Origin of the sequence: Mesosutterella multiformis (assembly GCF_003402575.1) — a bacterium.
Taxonomy (GTDB): Bacteria; Pseudomonadota; Gammaproteobacteria; order Burkholderiales; family Burkholderiaceae_F; genus Mesosutterella; species Mesosutterella multiformis.
On record NZ_BGZJ01000002.1, the window covers coordinates 88,478 to 106,819 of the forward strand.

Annotated in this window: 18 protein-coding genes; 6 read left to right on the forward strand and 12 right to left on the reverse strand. The window is 55.5% G+C overall.

The features are described from left to right. Positions 1 to 89 precede the first annotated feature (89 nt). Positions 90 to 446 carry a cytochrome c3 family protein gene (locus M4NBBH2_RS09135; RefSeq protein ID WP_238691406.1) on the reverse strand — a complete coding sequence of 119 codons (357 nt, stop codon included), beginning with the start codon at positions 444 to 446 and terminating at the stop codon, positions 90 to 92. 464 nt (positions 447 to 910) lie between these two features. On the opposite strand from M4NBBH2_RS09135, the gene M4NBBH2_RS09140 reads away from it, so the two are divergent. Then, on the forward strand, positions 911 to 1,660 hold the full coding sequence (locus tag M4NBBH2_RS09140; protein WP_116270695.1) for an HNH endonuclease signature motif containing protein: 750 nt from the start codon (positions 911 to 913) through the stop codon (positions 1,658 to 1,660). 717 nt (positions 1,661 to 2,377) lie between these two features. Here the strand turns inward: M4NBBH2_RS09140 and M4NBBH2_RS09145 are convergent. Continuing rightward, positions 2,378 to 2,824: a surface-adhesin E family protein gene (locus tag M4NBBH2_RS09145; protein ID WP_116270696.1), complete on the reverse strand. Its 447-nt coding sequence runs from the start codon at positions 2,822 to 2,824 to the stop codon at positions 2,378 to 2,380. Positions 2,825 to 2,871: 47 nt separating this feature from the next. Further along, positions 2,872 to 3,435: a sugar O-acetyltransferase gene (locus M4NBBH2_RS09150; protein ID WP_022443516.1), complete on the reverse strand. Its 564-nt coding sequence runs from the start codon at positions 3,433 to 3,435 to the stop codon at positions 2,872 to 2,874. A 162-nt stretch (positions 3,436 to 3,597) separates the two neighbouring features. On the opposite strand from M4NBBH2_RS09150, the gene M4NBBH2_RS09155 reads away from it, so the two are divergent. Next, on the forward strand, positions 3,598 to 4,611 hold the full coding sequence (locus M4NBBH2_RS09155) for an alpha/beta hydrolase (protein WP_174703626.1): 1,014 nt from the start codon (positions 3,598 to 3,600) through the stop codon (positions 4,609 to 4,611). Between the two features lie 15 nt (positions 4,612 to 4,626). Here M4NBBH2_RS09155 and M4NBBH2_RS09160 read toward each other — a convergent pair whose 3' ends face one another. From M4NBBH2_RS09160 to M4NBBH2_RS09170, 3 genes are all read right to left on the reverse strand, one after another. Continuing rightward, positions 4,627 to 5,094 (reverse strand): cupin domain-containing protein, encoded by a 468-nt coding sequence (locus M4NBBH2_RS09160; protein WP_238691407.1) that lies wholly within the window; start codon positions 5,092 to 5,094, stop codon positions 4,627 to 4,629. A gap of 87 nt (positions 5,095 to 5,181) precedes the next feature. Further along, the gene (locus tag M4NBBH2_RS09165; RefSeq protein ID WP_116270697.1) at positions 5,182 to 5,601 is read right to left on the reverse strand and encodes a MarR family winged helix-turn-helix transcriptional regulator; all 420 of its coding nucleotides are present in this window, start codon (positions 5,599 to 5,601) and stop codon (positions 5,182 to 5,184) included. Between the two features lie 116 nt (positions 5,602 to 5,717). Then, on the reverse strand, positions 5,718 to 6,068 hold the full coding sequence (locus tag M4NBBH2_RS09170; RefSeq protein WP_116270698.1) for a hypothetical protein: 351 nt from the start codon (positions 6,066 to 6,068) through the stop codon (positions 5,718 to 5,720). A 144-nt stretch (positions 6,069 to 6,212) separates the two neighbouring features. Here M4NBBH2_RS09170 and M4NBBH2_RS09175 point away from each other — a divergent pair, with 144 nt between their 5' ends. After that, positions 6,213 to 7,418 (forward strand): MFS transporter, encoded by a 1,206-nt coding sequence (locus M4NBBH2_RS09175; RefSeq protein WP_116270699.1) that lies wholly within the window; start codon positions 6,213 to 6,215, stop codon positions 7,416 to 7,418. A 105-nt stretch (positions 7,419 to 7,523) separates the two neighbouring features. Here the strand turns inward: M4NBBH2_RS09175 and M4NBBH2_RS09180 are convergent, their stop codons facing one another. Continuing rightward, on the reverse strand, positions 7,524 to 8,138 hold the full coding sequence (locus tag M4NBBH2_RS09180) for an HD domain-containing protein (RefSeq protein WP_235005580.1): 615 nt from the start codon (positions 8,136 to 8,138) through the stop codon (positions 7,524 to 7,526). 144 nt (positions 8,139 to 8,282) lie between these two features. On the opposite strand from M4NBBH2_RS09180, the gene M4NBBH2_RS09185 reads away from it, so the two are divergent. Beyond that, on the forward strand, positions 8,283 to 9,422 hold the full coding sequence (locus tag M4NBBH2_RS09185; protein WP_116270700.1) for an MFS transporter: 1,140 nt from the start codon (positions 8,283 to 8,285) through the stop codon (positions 9,420 to 9,422). Positions 9,423 to 9,572: 150 nt separating this feature from the next. On the opposite strand, the gene M4NBBH2_RS09190 is transcribed toward M4NBBH2_RS09185, so the two are convergent. Together M4NBBH2_RS09190 and M4NBBH2_RS09195 are read right to left on the reverse strand one after the other, a co-directional pair. Continuing rightward, complete coding sequence (locus M4NBBH2_RS09190; RefSeq protein ID WP_116270701.1) at positions 9,573 to 10,073, reverse strand: nitroreductase family protein; 501 nt, start codon at positions 10,071 to 10,073, stop codon at positions 9,573 to 9,575. Next, positions 10,066 to 10,614, reverse strand: coding sequence for a nitroreductase family protein (locus tag M4NBBH2_RS09195; RefSeq protein ID WP_170135142.1), 549 nt, complete (start codon positions 10,612 to 10,614; stop codon positions 10,066 to 10,068). The genes M4NBBH2_RS09190 and M4NBBH2_RS09195 overlap by 8 nt, the downstream gene beginning before the upstream one ends. 2,477 nt (positions 10,615 to 13,091) lie before the next feature. Between M4NBBH2_RS09195 and M4NBBH2_RS09200 the strand changes: the two genes are divergently transcribed. Together M4NBBH2_RS09200 and M4NBBH2_RS09205 are read left to right on the forward strand one after the other, a co-directional pair. Then, a complete protein-coding gene (locus tag M4NBBH2_RS09200) occupies positions 13,092 to 14,093 on the forward strand; it encodes an IS30 family transposase (RefSeq protein WP_116269340.1) in 1,002 nt (333 codons plus the stop codon). A 983-nt stretch (positions 14,094 to 15,076) separates the two neighbouring features. After that, positions 15,077 to 15,868 carry an AraC family transcriptional regulator gene (locus tag M4NBBH2_RS09205; protein ID WP_116270703.1) on the forward strand — a complete coding sequence of 264 codons (792 nt, stop codon included), beginning with the start codon at positions 15,077 to 15,079 and terminating at the stop codon, positions 15,866 to 15,868. Positions 15,869 to 15,920: 52 nt separating this feature from the next. On the opposite strand, the gene M4NBBH2_RS09210 is transcribed toward M4NBBH2_RS09205, so the two are convergent. From M4NBBH2_RS09210 to M4NBBH2_RS09220, 3 genes are all read right to left on the reverse strand, one after another. Continuing rightward, the gene (locus M4NBBH2_RS09210) at positions 15,921 to 17,087 is read right to left on the reverse strand and encodes an MFS transporter (protein WP_174703627.1); all 1,167 of its coding nucleotides are present in this window, start codon (positions 17,085 to 17,087) and stop codon (positions 15,921 to 15,923) included. 496 nt (positions 17,088 to 17,583) lie between these two features. Beyond that, complete coding sequence (locus tag M4NBBH2_RS09215; RefSeq protein WP_116270704.1) at positions 17,584 to 17,901, reverse strand: antibiotic biosynthesis monooxygenase family protein; 318 nt, start codon at positions 17,899 to 17,901, stop codon at positions 17,584 to 17,586. Between the two features lie 101 nt (positions 17,902 to 18,002). Beyond that, positions 18,003 to 18,290, reverse strand: coding sequence for a type II toxin-antitoxin system HicB family antitoxin (locus M4NBBH2_RS09220; protein WP_022444438.1), 288 nt, complete (start codon positions 18,288 to 18,290; stop codon positions 18,003 to 18,005). Positions 18,291 to 18,342 lie beyond the last annotated feature (52 nt).

The following is an 18,342-nucleotide window of genomic DNA, read 5'->3' on the forward strand; positions in this document are numbered from 1 at the left end:
GTCTTCTCTCCTTCTGACAAGGTAAAAATCGGCAGCGCGCCGGTAAGCCGGTTTCGAATCCGCAGGTCCGGCTTTTGTCAGTGGCGGCGCTACCGGATATGCAGCTCGCGGCTGAAATCGTGGCAGCGGGCGCATTCGAGCACCGCGGGCTTATGCCCCCGGTGGCACTTCGTGCATTCGATCTTTCCGAGATGGGAATCGTGGGGATTGATTTCGAGGCTGTCCGTCTGCTCGGCAAGTTTTTCGTAGCTTCCGCCGTGGCACGACAGACACTTCTCTTTTTTGACCGGCGCGGGGTGCGCCGCGTCCGCGTGGCAGGATTCACACTTCAATCCGCGCGCGATATGACGGTCCGCGAGATTCTGGGCGGGTGCCGGGGTTTCTCCAGCCGCCATGGCGGCGGCCGCGAGGAATCCGAGCGCGAGCATCACGATCGTTCTCTTCATCGTTCTCTCCTAAGGTGCTGCAGAGCGCCGCGAGCCTTCTCCCGGGATGAAGGAAGGACTCTTTCCCGTGTCGCCGGGCACTCGTTCCCCCTCCTCCTGATAAGAGGCATGGCGCTGATTTAATTCGTTATTTTTGGTTGTTTCTTAAGTCACGCTTAATCTTACGGAGGAGATACCGTGACCACAATTCGTTTTTTCTGAAGGATTTATTTGTCTTTTACAAAGACGGAAACGAGAGGCAAGTAACTTAAAGAGAAGCGGTTTTGACTCTGAAGAGGCTGAGGCCCGCTGCGATCGCCATTAACTCCGTCGCCTTCAGAAAAGCGAAGGATCAGGAGGAAGACCTCACCTTCACCGTTCTTCCGATGACAACATTGCCGCTGCTGATTTCATCCGTTCGGTCCAATAGAATGTATTTATCAGGTTAGACAACAGAAGCGAGAAAAAGACGCGCGGAGAAACAGATGGGACTTTTCGACGATATTCTCGACACCACGGTAAAAGTCGCGGGAGTCACCCTTTCGGTAGCGGGCGGCGTAGCCGTGAACACGGTCCGTGGGGCAGCTGCCGCGGTGGATGACGCGCAGGAAATCGTCTCCGGCCTCACCCGGCTCGATTTAACGCCCATCGGAAACGTCGCCGAACGCCGGATTTCCGGAGCCGTTTCCGGCATTGAGTCCCAGGTCAAAACCGCCGCGACGCTTCTCGATGAACTCGGCGCCTGCGCCCTGGATTCAGACCGCCCCTTCCTCACGGACGAGAATACCGAGCGTCTGACGAGTCTCGCGACAGCCGGTCTCGTGGCTGCGGCGGGCGGCTCACTCGTCTCTTCAGTCCTCCCGGATGACCTGGGGTTTGACGGTGGGAGTGACACTTCCGGCGGTCTCCTCGCGTCTGACCTCTCTTCGATCCCGACTGAAGACGGCATGTTTGATGGCGACAGCGGAGACCTATCGGATTTAGCGAAGGCGGGCGAACTCGAGGATACCGATCATATTGAGAGCGACGACATCACGCGGAGCCTCGCCTCGCGCGACGCGTTCCTCGAAGAGAACGGCTACGACGGCGTCCCGGACGGGTACGAGGTTCACCACATCGTGCCTCTATCTGAGGGCGGCGCCGATACCCCTGACAACATGATTCTCCTCACCGAAGACGATCACGCCGAAATCACGGCTGAGCACGGCCGCTTTTACGGCTGGCATCGCGCGTAACGGGCTCTTCTGAACCCTGGATTCATTACCGCGGGGAACGTATAGAAAATCCTGGCTGGAAGCGGAAATTTTTCAATGCGGCGGCACCAATTTCACCCCCTCGCGCGGGCAAAAAAAATCGGCAGATTTCAAAAAATCTGCCGAAAATCAAACATTTAGTTCAAAGGAGAGTCGTCTTGATCCAACTGCAAACCTGTGCCCAGAGACGGAGGGGGCTCAGAATGAAGGGGGTTCCAATTCCTTCATTCCTTTCGGTTAAGAAGAACTATACCGACCGACCCTGAAAAAAAGTTATGCGGATTTGAAACAAACGAACGGCCCGTGTAACAAAAGATATCCCGGCTTCATCCGCACTTAAGATATCCCATTGAAAAACAGGGTAAACCTCTGTTTTGTCTGAATTTTCAAGGACAAAAGCCACCTCAGGGGTTCATTCTATGACGCCGTAAAAAAGACTGTCTTTTCAAGAGAATAGAATGATTCTCATCTGACTGCAGTAACAAAAAACCGTCAGAGCCTTGATTCATAAAGAAAAACCGGAGAATTACGACAATCCTCCGGTCATCCGTGAAACATTTTTTTATGGCTATCCACAGTTGTGGTGGAAAAGGTTTGAGTGAGGCAATAACTTTTCCTTATAAAACAGCCACTTTGGCACACTGCCTAATTTTTAGGCATCGCCGTGAAACATCGATAAACAGGGACGCGGGTTCCCCTTTACTTCGAGCATTTCAGGTCGATCAGCACAGAGGCGACAGAACCCGGATCCGCGCCAACCCAGGATTCGGGATAGGTTTTGGATGCGAGCGCCGCGCCCTTCCCGTAGCGGTCCGCGTAGAACGTGACACCGGTATAGGCGATCTTCCTCGCCCCGCACTGAATCCGGAACGTGTTCACGGCGGATTTCGCGTCCGGGTTCGCGGGGAGCTTCCCGCCTGTAAACACCGTTTCCATCACGTACGCGGTGTCCCCCGCTCCCGCCTTGATCATCCGGTAGAACCCGTTCTGGCGATCCACCCAGCGAGGATCCCAGCCATTCGCGTCAGCGAACTTCCCGGATTCGAGTTCGTCCGTCTGCAGCGGCACCACGGGGGCAGCGAGGACCGCGTTTCCCGTGCCTAAGAGTGTCAGAGTGAGGGCAGCCGCGATTGCGAAGCGCTTCATGCTTTCTGTTCCTTATCGTTCTCTATATATAAAAGATGTCTCGAAGATTACTCCCGCGGGATCGTTTTCTTCACGACCGCGGGGTTCCCGGCGGCGAGCGAGTCATCCGGAATGTCCCGAGTCACGACAGAGCCCGCCGCGATGATGCAGCGTTTCCCGATCGTGACCCCGGGGCACACGATCACGCCGCCCCCGAGCCACGTATCCTCACCGATCGTGATCGGGCGCGCCTTCTCAATCGTCTTCCGGCGTTCGAGATAGTTCACGGGGTGATTCACGGTGTAAAGCTGACAGTTCGGGCCGATCTTCACCCAGTCACCCAGCGTGATCGGCGCCTGATCGAGGAACACGCAGCCGTAATTCACGAAGACGTTCTCTCCCATCCGGATCCCGTTCCCGTGGTCACAGAGGAACGGCGGGCTCACCATCGAGCTCTCGGGGCACCCGGGGATCAGGTCGAGGAGCGCCGCGCGGTACTCCGCGCTGTGCAGCGTGTCGAGCTTCCGGAACGCGGCGCACGCCTTCCGCGCGTGCGTGAGACTCGCGTGGATCTCAGGATCCATGAAGTCATAAACCTCGCCCTGCCGCATCCGCTCAAATTCAGTCGTCATCTGGCTCACCTCCCTCTCACGCGCCTCGGTATTCCATCAAAGCTTACTGAAAGTTTACGTAAAGAGGCGTTGCAAAGCGTGGCTCAGGGGTGAACCCTATCCCTTTATGCTTAGAATAGTTAGCCGTCTATTCATCAACTAACCACAAAACATTACCGAAGTATGAAGAAAATCATTCTGCCGATCGCCATCGCGCTCGCGATGACGGTACAGACCGCGTGGGCTGACGCGGCCTCTGAAGTCGTTAAAACCCAGGGCGCCGAAATCATTACGGTTCCCATGAAGGACGGCATCATCGATACGATGTCGGGCGTGATTTACAGCCAGGTGAAGACCCCCCGTAACGTTCAGGGTCTCCGCATGACGCTGATGATCCCACGTAACAACGCGAAGAAGCCCGCGATCGTCTACTTCCCGGGCGGCGGCTTCACTTCGGCAGCGTATGAGAAGTTCACTGAGGTGCGTTACGCCCTCGCCCGGGCCGGGTTCGTTGTCGCGGCCGCGGAATACCGTCCGATCCCGACGAAGTTCCCGGGTCTCGTGAATGACGGCAAGGCAGCGGTCCGGTTCCTTCGCGCCCACGCGAAGGAGTTCGGCATTGACCCGAACCACATCGGCGTGATCGGCGACTCGGCGGGCGGCTATCTCGTTGATATGCTCGGCACGACGAACGGCGAAAAGGCCTTTGATAAGGGTGACTGGCTCGATCAGTCCTCTGACGTTCAGGCCGTCGTTTCGATGTACGGCATCTCGGACCTCAAGGATATCGGTGAAGGCTTCTCGCCCAAGGTGGTTGAGAGCCACAAGTCGCCGTCCGCGACCGAAGCGATTCTCGTGAACGGCTTCTCCTTCGGCACTTCTCCTGGCGGCTCGATCCTCTCGGATCCGAAGGCCGCGGATTACGCGAGCGCGATTCGCCACGTGAAGGGCAAGGAACCCCCGTTCCTCCTGATGCACGGCGTGATTGATCCTCTCGTCTCCCCGCTTCAGAGCTCAAAGCTCTACACCGCGCTGAAGGCGAAGAACGACGACGTGAAGTTCGTTCTCGTGAAGAACGCGAAGCATGGCGATCTTCCCTGGTTCCAGCAGCCGGTGATCGACCGTATCGTGCGGTTCTTCAAGGATAAGCTCGGCACTCCCGCGAAGGGCGAACAGTCGAACGGCATCTCGCTTTAATAAAAAACGCCCTCTTTATATAAGGGCGTCTGAATAGCGAAAGAGGCAGATTCCATTCACCGGGATCTGCCTCTTTTTTCGTTTCTCTGCCTCGCGGCAAAGCCGGATTACTTCATCCAGGGCGCCTTGTCGTCCACGAGCTTCGCGTCCGTCATCGTGAAGCCGCCGAGGCTGTGAGCCTTCGTCTGGATGCAGATGTATTTGAGAGAGGAATCCGCCGCGGCGCGGATCGCGCTTACCGGCCGGGTCGATACGGAAGCTGTCGCCCGCCTGAATGGGGAGCGTCTCGCCGTCGATCCAGAGTTCGCCCTTCCCTTCCAGCACGATGTAAAGCTCTTCGTTATTCGTGTGAACATGAACGAAAGGCACGCCGCCGTTCGGGGGAACGGTGTTAATCGACACCTCAGCGCCCGTGAGGCCCAGCGCCTCGTGGAGTTCAACGCGGGGAGCGGGTTCAGAGTGGACGAGCTTGTAATTAGCCATTGCAGTATCTCCAGTGTATTTATTTGACGTCTTATTATTAGACGTCTAACTATTAATCAGACTGAAAAATTCAGTCTTTCCGAATTCCTACGCGCCGGCCGCCTTTTTAAGGAGCAGCTCAAGCGTCAGGGTTTCTTCTGGCGTCAGGTTCCGCGCGATTTCTTCCGAGAGCGCTTCTGACACCTCGTAAAACATGGGTTCGAGCGCGCGGCCCTTTTCGGTGAGCCACACTTCGGTCTCCCGCCGGTCCTTCGTGCTCCGGCGGCGTTCGACGTAGCCCGCCGCGATCAGCTTATCGACGAGCACCGTGACGGTCGGCTTTGTTCTGTGAGACCCAACCGCGATATCGGTGCTCGTAGCCCCGTCGTGACGCAGCAGGTAATTCAGAATGTCGCCGTGGCTCGGCACAATATCCGTCACTCCGCGCCGGCGGAGCTCGGAAACGAGAAAGCGGTTCGCGTGAGCAACAATGCGGCCCGCCTGCTGAGCGATGAAGTTGATTGCCATGACCGTTATATTAGTTAGATATCTAACTAAATGTATGCGTAATAACCCTAATTAAAGGGCAGGATCCGTCAGAGAACGGGGGTGCTGAGGAGCGGGAATTCAGCCCCGCGTGTAACTCAGCCCCAGAGCTCGCGGTAATTACGGGCGAAGAGGTCGAGTCCCTTCTGAACACGCTCCTGATACGCCTTTTCCGCTTCCAGCACCGCGTCCGGAATGGGATCCAGGCTCCCCGCTTCCGACTTCTCGTACCACTTCACGAGCGGCGAATGACGCTCATCCTTCTTGATTTCCTTGAAGCTCCAGATCATGGCATCCAGCACCTCGTTCCACGCCTTCTGGCTCTCAAAGGCATCGGGGAACGTGCGGCGGGAAGACTTCCGGAACTTCTTCAGCCCCTTCAGAATCACGGGAGCGAGCGTGTAGTAGAGGCTCCAGGTATCCACCTTCTTGAATTTGATTTTCTTCATTCCGAATTCGGACTTTTTCTATTGGATATCTTTTTATCCTAGCGGATTTAGGGTGGCGCTGCCCGGTATACCGGAGTTCCCGAACTCTCTTTACAATCGCTCTCATCAGTTTCGCGCTTAATAAAAAGAAAGAGGATTCCCGCGATGGAAAAGAAGTCGCTTGCGATACTCGCTACGTCGCACTTTGTGACCGACCTGAATCTTGGGTCGCTCCCCGCCGTGCTCCCGTTTTTCGTGACGGTCTATGGGTTTGACTACAAGTCGGTCGCCGGGCTCATGTTCGCGTCGAGCTGCCTTAGCACCATCGTGCAGCCGTTTTTCGGGTGGCTCGCCGATAAAGGCCCCCGCCACTGGTTCATGGGGCTCGGGCTCCTGATCTGCGGGATCTCGTTCGCGCTCGCCGGGTTCTTCACGAACTACTGGGCGATTTTCGCCGCGATCCTGCTCTCCGGTGTCGGAAGCGCGATCTTCCACCCCGAGGCCGCGAAACTCGTGAACGCGATTTCTGGCGCTAAGCGCGGCATGGGAATGAGCGTCTTTTCAGTGGGCGGGAACGGCGGCTTCGGCGCGGGGCCGCTTCTCGCGGTGGCGCTCATCACGGCGTTCGGGCTCCACGGCATGGCGTTCTACGCGATCATGGCGCTCGCGGTCGGGGTGCCGCTTCTACTCTTCAGCTCCAGAATCAAGGTGCCAAACGAAGGCGTTAAGCCTGTGAAAGCCGCAGCGGCGGTCGCGGAAGATCCTCAGGCGAACGACTGGAAGTCGTTCTCGAAACTCACGGTCTTTATCGTCCTTCGGTCCGCCTGCTACACCGGGATCAATAGCTTCCTTCCGCTCTACTGCATTTATTCCCTTGGGGCCTCTCACTCCGCCGCGAGCGCGACGGTGTCGGTGCTTGCCTTTGCCGGCATCTTCTGCACGTTCCTTGGGGGGCCGCTCGCCGACCGCTTCGGCTACGCGAAGATGATCCGGATCGGGAGCCTGCTCCTTGTGCCCGCGATCGCGCTTGCCGTCCTTCCGCATAGCCTCTTCTGGGTCTACGCGATGCTGATCCCGATCAGTCTCGCGTTCAATATCACCTACTCCCCGTTTGTCGTTCTCGGGCAGAACTTCCTCGCGAAGAGTGTCGGGTTCGCGTCCGGCATTACGCTTGGGATCTCGTTCAGCGCGGGCGGCATTCTCGCGCCGGGCCTTGGGTGGTTCGGGGACAAGTTTGGGATCGCGTTCACGATGGGGCTCCTTGTGGTGCTCGCCCTCGCCGCTCATCTGATCTCCTACTTCATCCCGAAGAAGCCCGCGGGGACTCCGGCAGCCGAAGTGAAACCGGAGCCCGCGAAACCCGCCGCCTGACCGGACCGGGTTTCTTCCCAAATAAAAAGCCTCTTTCTTCCGATAGAAAGAGGCTTTTTTGATGGCCTTGAGCGCCTAAGGGGATTGAGGCGCTGGTTCTCGCTCTCAGTCTTCCTTCAGCCGGCCCTTCGCGGCGTTGGGCTTAATAAAGTGCTCGAGCTGCCAGGCCCAGAGCGCTTCGGATCCCTCGTGCGTCCGGGCATTCCGCTTCATCACCTGCGAGACCTTCACGCCGTGCTCGTTCCAGGCGCGGCCATCCGTCGCCGCGTTCAGCATCATCGGCTGGAACCGGTCAAGCGACCGCGCGAATTTCGCTTCAGGCGTTTCCCACGCCTCAAACTCTTCCCAGAGAGCGCGCATTGTCTTCCCCTGATCCTCGGGGAGCTTCGAGAAGAGGCGGTCCGCGCCGCTCGTTTCCCGCGTTTTCTGCGTCGCCGCGCCCGCCGCGTCGTACGCGAACGTGTCCCCGGCGTAGATCTCCACGAGGTCGTGGATCAGGAGCATCTGGATCACGCGGCCGGTGTCGACTTTTTTGTTCGCGTATTCGGAAAGCACCATCGCCATCACGGCCATATGCCACGCGTGCTCGGCATCCGTCTCTTTCCGCGACTCATCCGCGAGATACGTTTCCCGGACAATCGTCTTCTCTTTATCAATCTCAAGGCAGAAGTCGAGCTGGCGCTTCAGCCGCTCTTCCTTCTCCGCAATGTCGTTCGCCACACCTGTCTCCGATAGATACCCGACCCCGGGGCTGAGTTCTTTTTTCTCTATCCCGGCACCGAAGCCAACATTTTAGAAATCAAATCGATAGAATGGAGCCATTTGCTCAAAATTTTGAGCGGCTTTAAAAACCTTAGGTGAGTAATGTCAGCAAAACTGAAGCTCCGGGCGGATACGCTCAGCTGCTTTTTCTATTTTCTGATGGTGGGTGTCTACTACGCCCTTTTCACGTCCCGGCTTCCGGCCATCAAGGCGGAAACCGGAATCGGAAACGCCGAGGTGGGAATTTCGCTTCTCACGCTCGGGATCGCATCCGTCACTGGTCTCATTTTCTGCGGCCGACTGATTGAGCGTTTCACGTCGCGCCGCCTCCTTCAGGTGTCATCGGTCGCCCTCTGCCTCATCGTCCCGTTCGCGGGTCTCGCCCCGAACGCCGTGACGCTTTACCTCGTGACAGCGTGTCTCGGGCTCGCGATCGCGATCTGGGATGTCTGCATGAACGCTCAGGCGCTGCTCCTTGAAATCGAGACGCATGGCCGCTATATGGGGAAAATGCAGGCGGGCTACAGCTTCGGCTGCATCCTGGGGGCCCTCGTCGGCGCCCTGTTCGCTTACTTCGCGCTCTCCCCCTTTGTCACGTTCCTCGCCTTTTCTCTCACGACGCTCTTCTTCTGGAGCTTCGCGTTCCGGCATCTGAAGGATGACCTCCCGCGTCAGAAAACGGAGAAGCGGGGCCGGATGCCGCTTTTTATCTATTTCTGCGGGCTTCTTGAAATCCTCGCCTTTACGGGCGAAGGCTCGATCGGCGACTGGGGCTCAATCTTCCTTCACTCCGCGAAGGGGGCGACTGAGGCGACCGCGGCGCTGAGTTTCGGTGTCTGCGCGCTCGCGATGACGCTCGTCCGGACGCAGAGCGACTCGCTTCGCGAAAAAATCGGGGATCAGAAGCTGATCGGGGGCGGGGCGCTTCTTGCCGCGGCTGGGTTCCTCCTTTCGATCTTCGTCTCAAACCCCTGGGTGTGCCTCGTCGGTTTCGCGATGATCGGGGCCGGCATCGCCCCCGCGGTCCCGGTCATCATGAGCCGCGCGGGAACGTACCCCGGAGTGGATCCGGGTGCCGCCTGCGCGACGGTCTCAACGCTTGGCTACGGGACGCTTCTCTTTATCCCGCCGCTTCTCGGCTCCGTCGCTGAGCATGTGGGTCTGGATACGGCGTTCTTTATCCCGTTCACGATGGCGTTGCTGCTCTTCGCGGGGAGCTTCGCGCTGAAACCCCGGAACTGATCCGCGAGCCGGTCAGAACCCGGAAACAGAAGGAGCCTTCGGGCTCCTTTTTTATTGACAGGATCTATCCGCCAGGATCTTTGAACCCCAAAAAAATTCCGGCGCTTTACAGAGTAAAGCCCGGAGTTCGGTCGGAAACCCGTTCGACGCTTACTTCACATAGTGAACGCGGGAAGGATCAAAGCGCTTTTCCTGCGGGTGGTCATCAAGGGGATAGCCAATCGCGACGAGCGCGAAGGGGACCACGGTGGAGGGGAGCGACAGAATTTCCGTCACTTTATCCATCCGGTCCTCTAGCGGCATGAGGCTCATCCAGGTGCCGCCGAGATCGAGCTGCTCCGCTTCCAGAAGGATCGAGAGTGTCGCGGCCGAGAGATCCATCTGGCAGTTTTCGGGGTAGATGAGTTTCGGCTTCACGAGGCACGGGACGATCACGACCGGGGCCTTCGCCGCGGCTTCCGCGTAGGGGGAGGCAAGCGACAGCGCCTCTTTCGTCTTCGGGTCCGTCACTACCCAGAATTCCCACGGGCGCTGATCGCCCGCGGACGGCGCCTGCATCGCGGCTTTGAGGAGACGGGTGATAAGGGCGTCATCGACCGGGAGATCGCGGAACTCACGGACGCTTACTCGGGTAAAAATCGGGTCAGTCATTTCGGTTCTTTTTTTTCCAGGTGTTCGAGTGGATACGGGCGGGGTTGTGGCGGAAGGCGCTCGCGCCTGAAACGGCGTCAGCCGGGACTTTGCCGACTGCCACCATGATTTCAGGAATAACGTCAGCGGGGAGCCCGAGCGCCTTCTGAGACGCGGTGATACGGGACTTCACCGGCGCGAGACTCATCGGGACCGAGTGGAGTCCCAGGTGCCCCGCCTCTGCGAGCACGGCTTCGGCCGCGGCCCCCGCGTCAAACTGCACGAGGTCCTCAATCCGCGTGTCTTTCAGATTCGCGCAGATCACGAGCACCGCGGGAGCGGTCGAGAGCGCGGAGGCGAAGGGCGACGCGGCTTTGAGGTTCTTCATCACCGCTTTATCCGTCACCCAAACGAATTCGAGCGACCGCTGATTGACCGCGGTCGGAGCGGAAAACGCGGCGGCGGTCAGCGTATCAAGAGTGGCTTTCGGAAGAGGATCCGACAGATAAGTTCTCGCGGTGGAGCGGGCGAAGACGTCACCGTCCGCCGGTGTCACCGCCATAGCTGAGGCTGGAATCAGGAGTGCGCTCAGTGCACACAGAGCGGCTGTTATTTTCATTTCTGTCCTTTTTTCGACCGGGAGCACCGGCTCCCGGGATTTCAGGACGCTATCGTAAACGGAAATTCATAACGCTGAGAGACTGGGTTTGAGAATCAAGGAGAAAGGAGAAATCGCATACCCCAGACAGCGCAAAACCCGCGGAGGCGGCTCGCGCGGGCTTTGCATGGAGGGGCGATTGCGGCCGGAGCAGCTGTCTTACATCGCCGATCCTCCGAATTGAGAGCCCCGGGGGTTAGATGCCAGCTATGGGCTTTTTCCGGGGCTGATGCGGGAGCAGATCTTGCCGGAACCTCTAACTGTTCCAGATCTCCCGTGCGCATAACTATTATCGCTCTTCAGACCCGCTTTTGCCCTATCGAAAATCCTGTTGTTTCAGTGAGTTATTTGTTCTATACTTGAAAAGTTGGAGGTGATTCGGGGGAGCCCGTTCACCTCCTTTTTCGTGCGCGCTTTTAAAAGCGGTCCAGGTTTCGCTTCCTCACTCCCCCACAGGAAAAGGCACCTTAAACGCTTCCCGCATTTCCGCCGTTTTCAGAGCAGTTCTTGCCCTTCCTCTCTGCTATCCCGCTATGCGTATCTATCAGTTCCTGATAGATCTTCCATAAATCCTATTAGCAGCTATCAGGATTTCTTTAAAACCTCATACGGTGAACCTCTCGCCGAATCGCCCTGATGGGGGATGAATGCGGGAAATGGAGTTGAGAGTGAAGCTCGGTTCGGCGGGTGCTTAGACAATTGGGCTCACTCCCCGAGTTGCTATCAGTTCCTATCAGATGCTGATAGGGCTTCCTTAAAAAATATTAGCTGCTGATAGAACTTCATACAAAACTCATAGTGAGCGCCGGCGGCCAGATCGATCGAAAAGCGGGAAAGCGCGAAAAGGACAGAAGCCTGGGTAGGGGTTGGGCAGGAATCAGGAAACGGCGTTCATCAGACAAAAGCAAAGCCCGCGGAGGCGGCTCGCGCGGGCTTTGCGGAAGGGGCGACCGCAGCGGAGTTAGCTGTCTTACATCGCCGGTCCTTCGAATTGAGAGCCCTGGAGGTTAGATGCCAGCTACGGGCTTTTTCCAGGGCTGATGCGGGAGCAGATCTTGCCGGAACCTTTAACTGTTCCAGATCTCTCCGTTCGCATAACTATTATGCTTCCGGAGCCTCTTTTTCGCCTCATCGAAAATCCTGTTGTTTCAGAGGTTTATCTCTTATAAACTGGAAAAATTGGGGGTGATTCAGGGGAGCCTGATCACCTCCTTTTCTTTTGCCCTCTAGCACCTGCTCTATTGACGCAATTGCTTTGATATTCGCAGTCTCTTCTATCAGTTTCTATTAGCTGCTGATAGATCTTCAATAAAAACTATCAAAATCTATCAGTTTCTCAATCATTTCTCATACCGATGGGAACCGCTCACCGGTGAGCCGCGCATTGCGAAGCGACGCTAGTGCCTGGGCAGAAAAGACTCTCTGTTACTGAGCCTGAGACGGCGGGTTTGTCACGGAAGCGCCAAAGCCAACGCTGGCCCCGATTACGGCTGTGGTGATGTGGCGCTTAGGGACGATGCCTGCTGCGAAGCTGTTTGAGTGTTGGGCATGGAGAGGCCTTTATATGCTGCCCGACATTTTCAGGAATTTCGACCTGGTCTTTTGCCGTCTGCAGGCGAAGGGCTTTTCGGACAAAAGGAATCTCTTTTCTTGAAAAATTTATGCACGCGTGCATAAATGCGTGCATACGTGATGACTCCTATTGTGCTTTACAGCAGCCCTGCCGGACTATTGTCCGACAAGTTCTGTATCGGAAAAATAAGAGAGGAAAGAATCGCTTAGGAATGCCGGACAAGGCGAACCCTCCTGGCCGTTGAGAGTCTTTTCACCGTCTGCTGGCGAAATGCTTTTCGGAGAAAAAGCATAGCTTCTCTCGATAAATTTATACACGCGTGCATAAACTCGTTTTTAACTTATGCACGCATGTATAAAAATTATCCTTTGTAGGTATATCGAGTCTTCCTGCGATTTTCTCTTAAGCGATTGATTTTATTTTATTACCCCGATTCTTGGCGCCCCTCACACCGCTATTACCGACACGTAAGAAAGCCCGTGCCTCCGGACGCATCTATTGTGAGGGCTTTGCCAGGACAGGTTCTTCTCAAAAGAGCTGCGTTTCTGAGAGTCGCTTCATCAGCGCCAGAAATTGACCCACCTCAGCCAGAGAAACACCGCCTGTTGCAGGAATCCGTTTAAAGAAACGCATCCAAGATCTTCGTTCGTTTCCTTCTATCAGGAACTGATAGTTTTTATGCCTTTTCTATCAGCTGCTATTATTTTTTGAGGGCGAATTATCACTTCAAGTGCAAAGCCTGAGAAAAGAATAGTGGCCCATAAAGCTTCCATAATAGAGATTGTCAAGATAACTATAGAGGGAGCTCATGAGCCACTATCATCATCTTACTCTTCGGGACAGAGTATTTATTTCGGCTTTAACGATTTCAGGCAAATCCCTGTCTGAAATTGCATGTGCGATTGGGAAAAATGTTTCTACGATCTCCCGCGAACTGAAGCGAAACAAGGCTGTATCGGCCCAGGATGGGGCTTCAGCTGCCTATGATCCCTGTGCCGCGCAGGCCCGATATCAGAGACAGAGAAAGCATTGCGGAAAGAGAAACATTCTGAAGTCTGACTCGTTGCTGACAAGGATTGTCTCAAATCTGCTGGTTAAGAAATTCTGGTCTCCGGAGCAGATTCAATACCGTCTCAGAAAGGAGCTGCCGAATCTAAGGATCAGCGCCACGACAATCTACCGAGGAATCAATTCTGGCTTTCTGGATCGCTTTGTGGATGGCCGAAAGATGTCCCGACACCTGCGACACCACGGTAAAACGCGTCACCGTAAAGGCATGACCGAGAGGCGAGGAAAGATCCAGATCACTCACAGCATTGAAGAGCGACCCCTGGAAGCTCAGAACAGATCTCGCCTGGGGGATTGGGAAGGCGATACCGTCATCGGAAAAAAGGGCGGAGCCTGCCTCACGACTCTGGTCGATAGGAAGTCCGGCTTTCTCTGTGGCGGGAAAACCGCTTCCAAGACTGCGGCCGATGTGTCTGCCGTAATTGAGAAATCTCTGTCAGATAAGGATCTGCGTACGATTACCGTAGATCGCGGAAAAGAATTTTCCTGGGCTGAAAAACTGGAGAAAGATCTCAGAACCAAAGTGTATTTCTGCTTGCCTCATCATCCATGGGAGAAAGGAAGTAATGAAAATACAAACGGACTTCTTAGAGACTTTTTCCCAAAAGGAATGAGTATCGATAAAATTTCTCAGGCAGAAGTTCAGAAACGGTTCAATGCTCTGAATTTCAGACCCAGAAAACGTCTCAATTGGAAGTGTCCGGCTGAAGTCTTTTATTCAGTAACTTTGCACTTGATTTGATAATTCACCAGTAAAGACTCATAGAAGGCTTCAGTGTGGGAACTGAGAGAACGCGGGGAGGTTTTGAGTGTTCAGACAAGAGCAAAGCCCGCGGAGGCGGCTCGCGCGGGCTTTGCGGAAGGGGCGATCGCAGCGGAGTTAGCTGTCTTACATCGCCGGTCCTTCGAATTGAGAGCCCCGGTGGTTAGATGCCCTACTGGCTTTTCCCGGGGCTGATGCGGGAGCAGATCTTTGCGGAACCTCTAACTGTTCCAGATCTCTCCGTGCGCATAACTATTATGCTTCCGAACCCCACTTTTCGCCTCATCGAAAATCCTGTTGTCCCAAGAGATTCAGTGATCTACACTTAAAAAGTTGAGGTGATCCGGGGTCTTTCCGGGTCACCTTTTTTCGTTTCCGATGCCCCAGGGGACGGATGAGCGGACCGCGGCTCCCGTTGTTCCTTCCCGCTATGCGTATCTATCAGCAGCTGATAGTTTCTCAATAAAAACTATTAGAAAATCTTAGGAACTATCAGGAACCTCTTCCCCTGCCATCCTTGAATCGGTTTTCGCTAACCGCCTTGAACCGTCCACATTCAATTCCAGGATCCTTCGCCGATCGTTCACCCTACAGCCAAATGTTCACAAAGTATCTGATTTGATCTCTTATGACACTTTTGTCTGCTGTGAACGGAAGCGTTCACTATTTTTCCTGATCCCGGAAAATCGGAGAACCGCAAAGCCCGATCTGGCTTAAATTTCTTCGCGCTCGGAGTTGTCTGATTGATTCATAGATAAAAGTAATATCTAAATATGGTCATAGCTTTTACTTGTAAACTACTTTTGTAGTTGGCATGCCTACAACACGAAACTGACCCCCAGCGTGCCCTGAGCCGCTTTATTGTGCCTATCAGCCGTTCTATAAAATCTATTAGCTGCTATGAGTTTTTATGAATCCGCTATCAGCATCTGTTAACTCGAACCGTGTGAAGCCCTGTCACTATGACATCTGAGATCCGAAAAGCTTTTCTCTCTGAGAATCTTTCTGAACAGAAGGACTGGGTGGTCTTTGCCCGGAATTCGGAAGCCGGTCACTCCCGGCCTGAACACGTGCATGACGTGGCGCAGCTTCTCTATGCGGAATCGGGTGTCATGCTCCTCGTGTCCGAAGGCATCCCGCGGCTCGTGCCGCCCCATCAGGCGCTTTGGATTCCGGCTGGCATCCCGCACTCTCTCACCTTTATTACGGAGACGCGGCTTCGGACGCTCTACTTCCCCGCTGAATCTTCAAAACGGGTTTCCGGTTCGATCCGCGCGATGGAAGTGTCTGATCTCCTCCGGGATCTGATCGCGGAGCTCTTCAGGAACACCTATCCGCCGTCCGTCCAGAAGCAGATGAGCCGCCTGGTACTGAGTCTCCTCCATGGAACGGCACCCACCGCGGATCCCCTCCCGCTCCCCACGGATCCCATGCTCCGATCCGCCGCGGAAGGAATCCTGCGGGAAAGCCGCTGGGCGGTGCCGCTTGAGACACTCTGTGATGAGGTTCACCTGACGCCCAAAACCTTCGAGCGAAAGTTCCTGAAGGACACAGGGATGACCTTTAAGGCCTGGAAATCCGCAGCCCGTCTCTGCTCCGCGCTCGACTGCCTCGCGAAAGGGATGTCGATCAAGCAGACCGCGCTTCACCTCGGGTTCTCTGGCCCCGGCCCCTTCAGCGCCGCTTTCACGAAATTCTTTGGTCTGACTCCCGGTTCACTCGTTCAGTCTCTCGGGAAACAAAAAGACCGCTGACCAAAAACACCGGTCAGCGGCTGAGGGAGGTTAGCTTCTAATTTCTTACGGCTCAGAGCTTCTTCGGAAGCGCGAGCGCGAAGATCCCGGCGAGCGGCATGAAGGATGCCGCGAGGAACACATTCTCAATTCCGATGATGTCAGCGAGCCACCCGAAGAACGCGGCGGCCGCGCCGCCAAGACCAAACGTCAGCCCGAAGAAGACACCGGACACCATACCGGTGTGCCGCGGCGCGACATCAAGCGCGCAGACGAGAATCGCGGAGAAGGCGGACGAGATCACAAAGGACACGAGGATCACGAGCGCGATGACACCCCAGAAACCCACGTAGGGCACCAGGAGCGCGAACGGCGCCGCGCCGAAGATCGACCCGAAAATCACCTTCCTGCGGCCAAAGCGATCGGTAATCGGACCGCCGAGCAGCGTCCCCGCGGCTCCCGCGCCAAGGAACGCGAAGAGCGCGTACTGAGCGGTCACCGGATCCACATGGAATTTCTCCATGACGTAAAACGTGAGGAAGTTCGTGAGGGACGAGATATAGACCTGCTTCGAGAACATCAGAATGAAGAGGATCGCGAAGATGAACTTTACGTTCCAGGCGGTTCCTGAACCCGAGGCAGCCGCCGCGCTTTTCACGGCTTCAGGCGGTGCCCGGTGATAGGTCTTCGCGACACCGACGAGAAGGAGGAACGCGAGCGCGGCGGAGAGGCTGAACCAACCGATGCTTGACTGCCCATACGGAATCACGACAAGGGCAGCTGCGATCGGTCCCATCGCGGAACCGGCATTCCCTCCCACCTGGAACACGGCCTGAGCGAACCCCCGCCTGCCGCCCGAGACATCCTGAGCGGTGCGGGAGGATTCCGGGTGAAACACCGCAGAGCCGCATCCGATCAGAGCGACCGAAATCAGGATGGCGGGGAGCGTCGCCGCGTGAGCGAGAAGAATGAGACCAAGACCTGAGAGCAGCATTCCGCAGGGGAGCGCTTCCGGCATCGGGTGCCGGTCACTCACTGCCCCGACGAAAGGCTGCAGATGTGACGACGTGATCTGCACGGTGAGCGTGATGAGACCCACCTCAGCGAACGTGAGGGCGTTCGCTTCCTTTAGGACAGGGAGCGATGCCGGGATCACCGACTGAAGCAGATCGTTCAGGAAATGCGCCGCGCTGATGGTGAGCAGAATCCCCATCGCGGCAGTTTGATTTTTTGAGTCCATCTTTTTGGTCCCTCCAACGCGGACCTGAATCTTTCAGATGGAGTCAGTTTATGTACGGGGGTTGTCGTTTAAACGACATTAATAGAACCTGAAACGACATTCTGCGAGATCAGGAATCTGATTCGGAATCATCGCAGCTATTTATCAGAAATCCAATAGTTTCTATCAGTTTTTATGAGTTTCTGATATTTCCTAATATTTGCTATTAGTTTTTATAGATTGGAACTAGAAAGACCGATGATCTGTTTGCAGCGGCAGGGAAGATCTCCATCGGGAACTCAGACCCCGGGATTGATCATCCAACTCCCTCATCCGAGATGCGCCTTATCTCCTCACTTTCATTAAGTTCTATGAGATTCTCCATAAATCCTGATAGCTGCTATTAGCAGCTGATAGTTTTTATATCAGACTGACATTCAGTGACCTCCAGAGACAAAAAAACCGGCACTCGAAAAGAGTGCCGGTTCTTTGCTCAGGTCAACCAATGAATGGTTTATCAGTGGTGCTCGTGCGGCGAGAAGACACGATCCGCGGAAGCAACCGTAATCCGATAATCCGAGAACACGCCTTCCATCGATTCGCGCTGGGCTTTGCGATGTTCTTCAGAGGTGAGGAAGGCCTTAACGGATTCGTTATCCTTCCAGACCGAGAGGCTCAGGACCTTGTTCGGTTCGGACACGGACTGGAAACGTTCAGCTCGAACGAAGCCCGGAACATGAGCGAGGTGAGACTGAATCTGCTCGGCCTTAGCGAGGAAACCGTCTTTCTGTCCCTCAAGCAGAGTGACTTCGAGCAGGACTACAACATCAGCCATGAGTTTCTCCTTAACTTTGAAAAGGTTCAATTAAGGACAGTACATCACAGCTATCTGAAGCCGATCTGAAGAGAAATCTTTCTTTACGTTTCAGCCGTGCCTCAGATACCGGCGATCACTTCTTCCGGTCCCTGGGTGTCGATATTGATTTCGGTCCACGTCTGATGGGCATATTCCTCATGCTTCTTCAGCGCGCTGAGGTCAGACGGAGGCGGAATCGGGCGTCCGGCTTCGCGTTCACCTTTAACCCAAATCACAGAGGCTTCCTTGAGATTACGCATCGCTTCTTCAAGCGTCTTGCCGACAGCGTAGCAGCCCGGCAGATCCGGAACAGTGAGACTGAAAGCATAGGCGCCGCTGCCCGGTTCGATTGCAACTTCGTATTTCATACGAGAGCTCCGTTTACTGTTGAGATCAGGAGAAAAGAGCGATGGTCACACT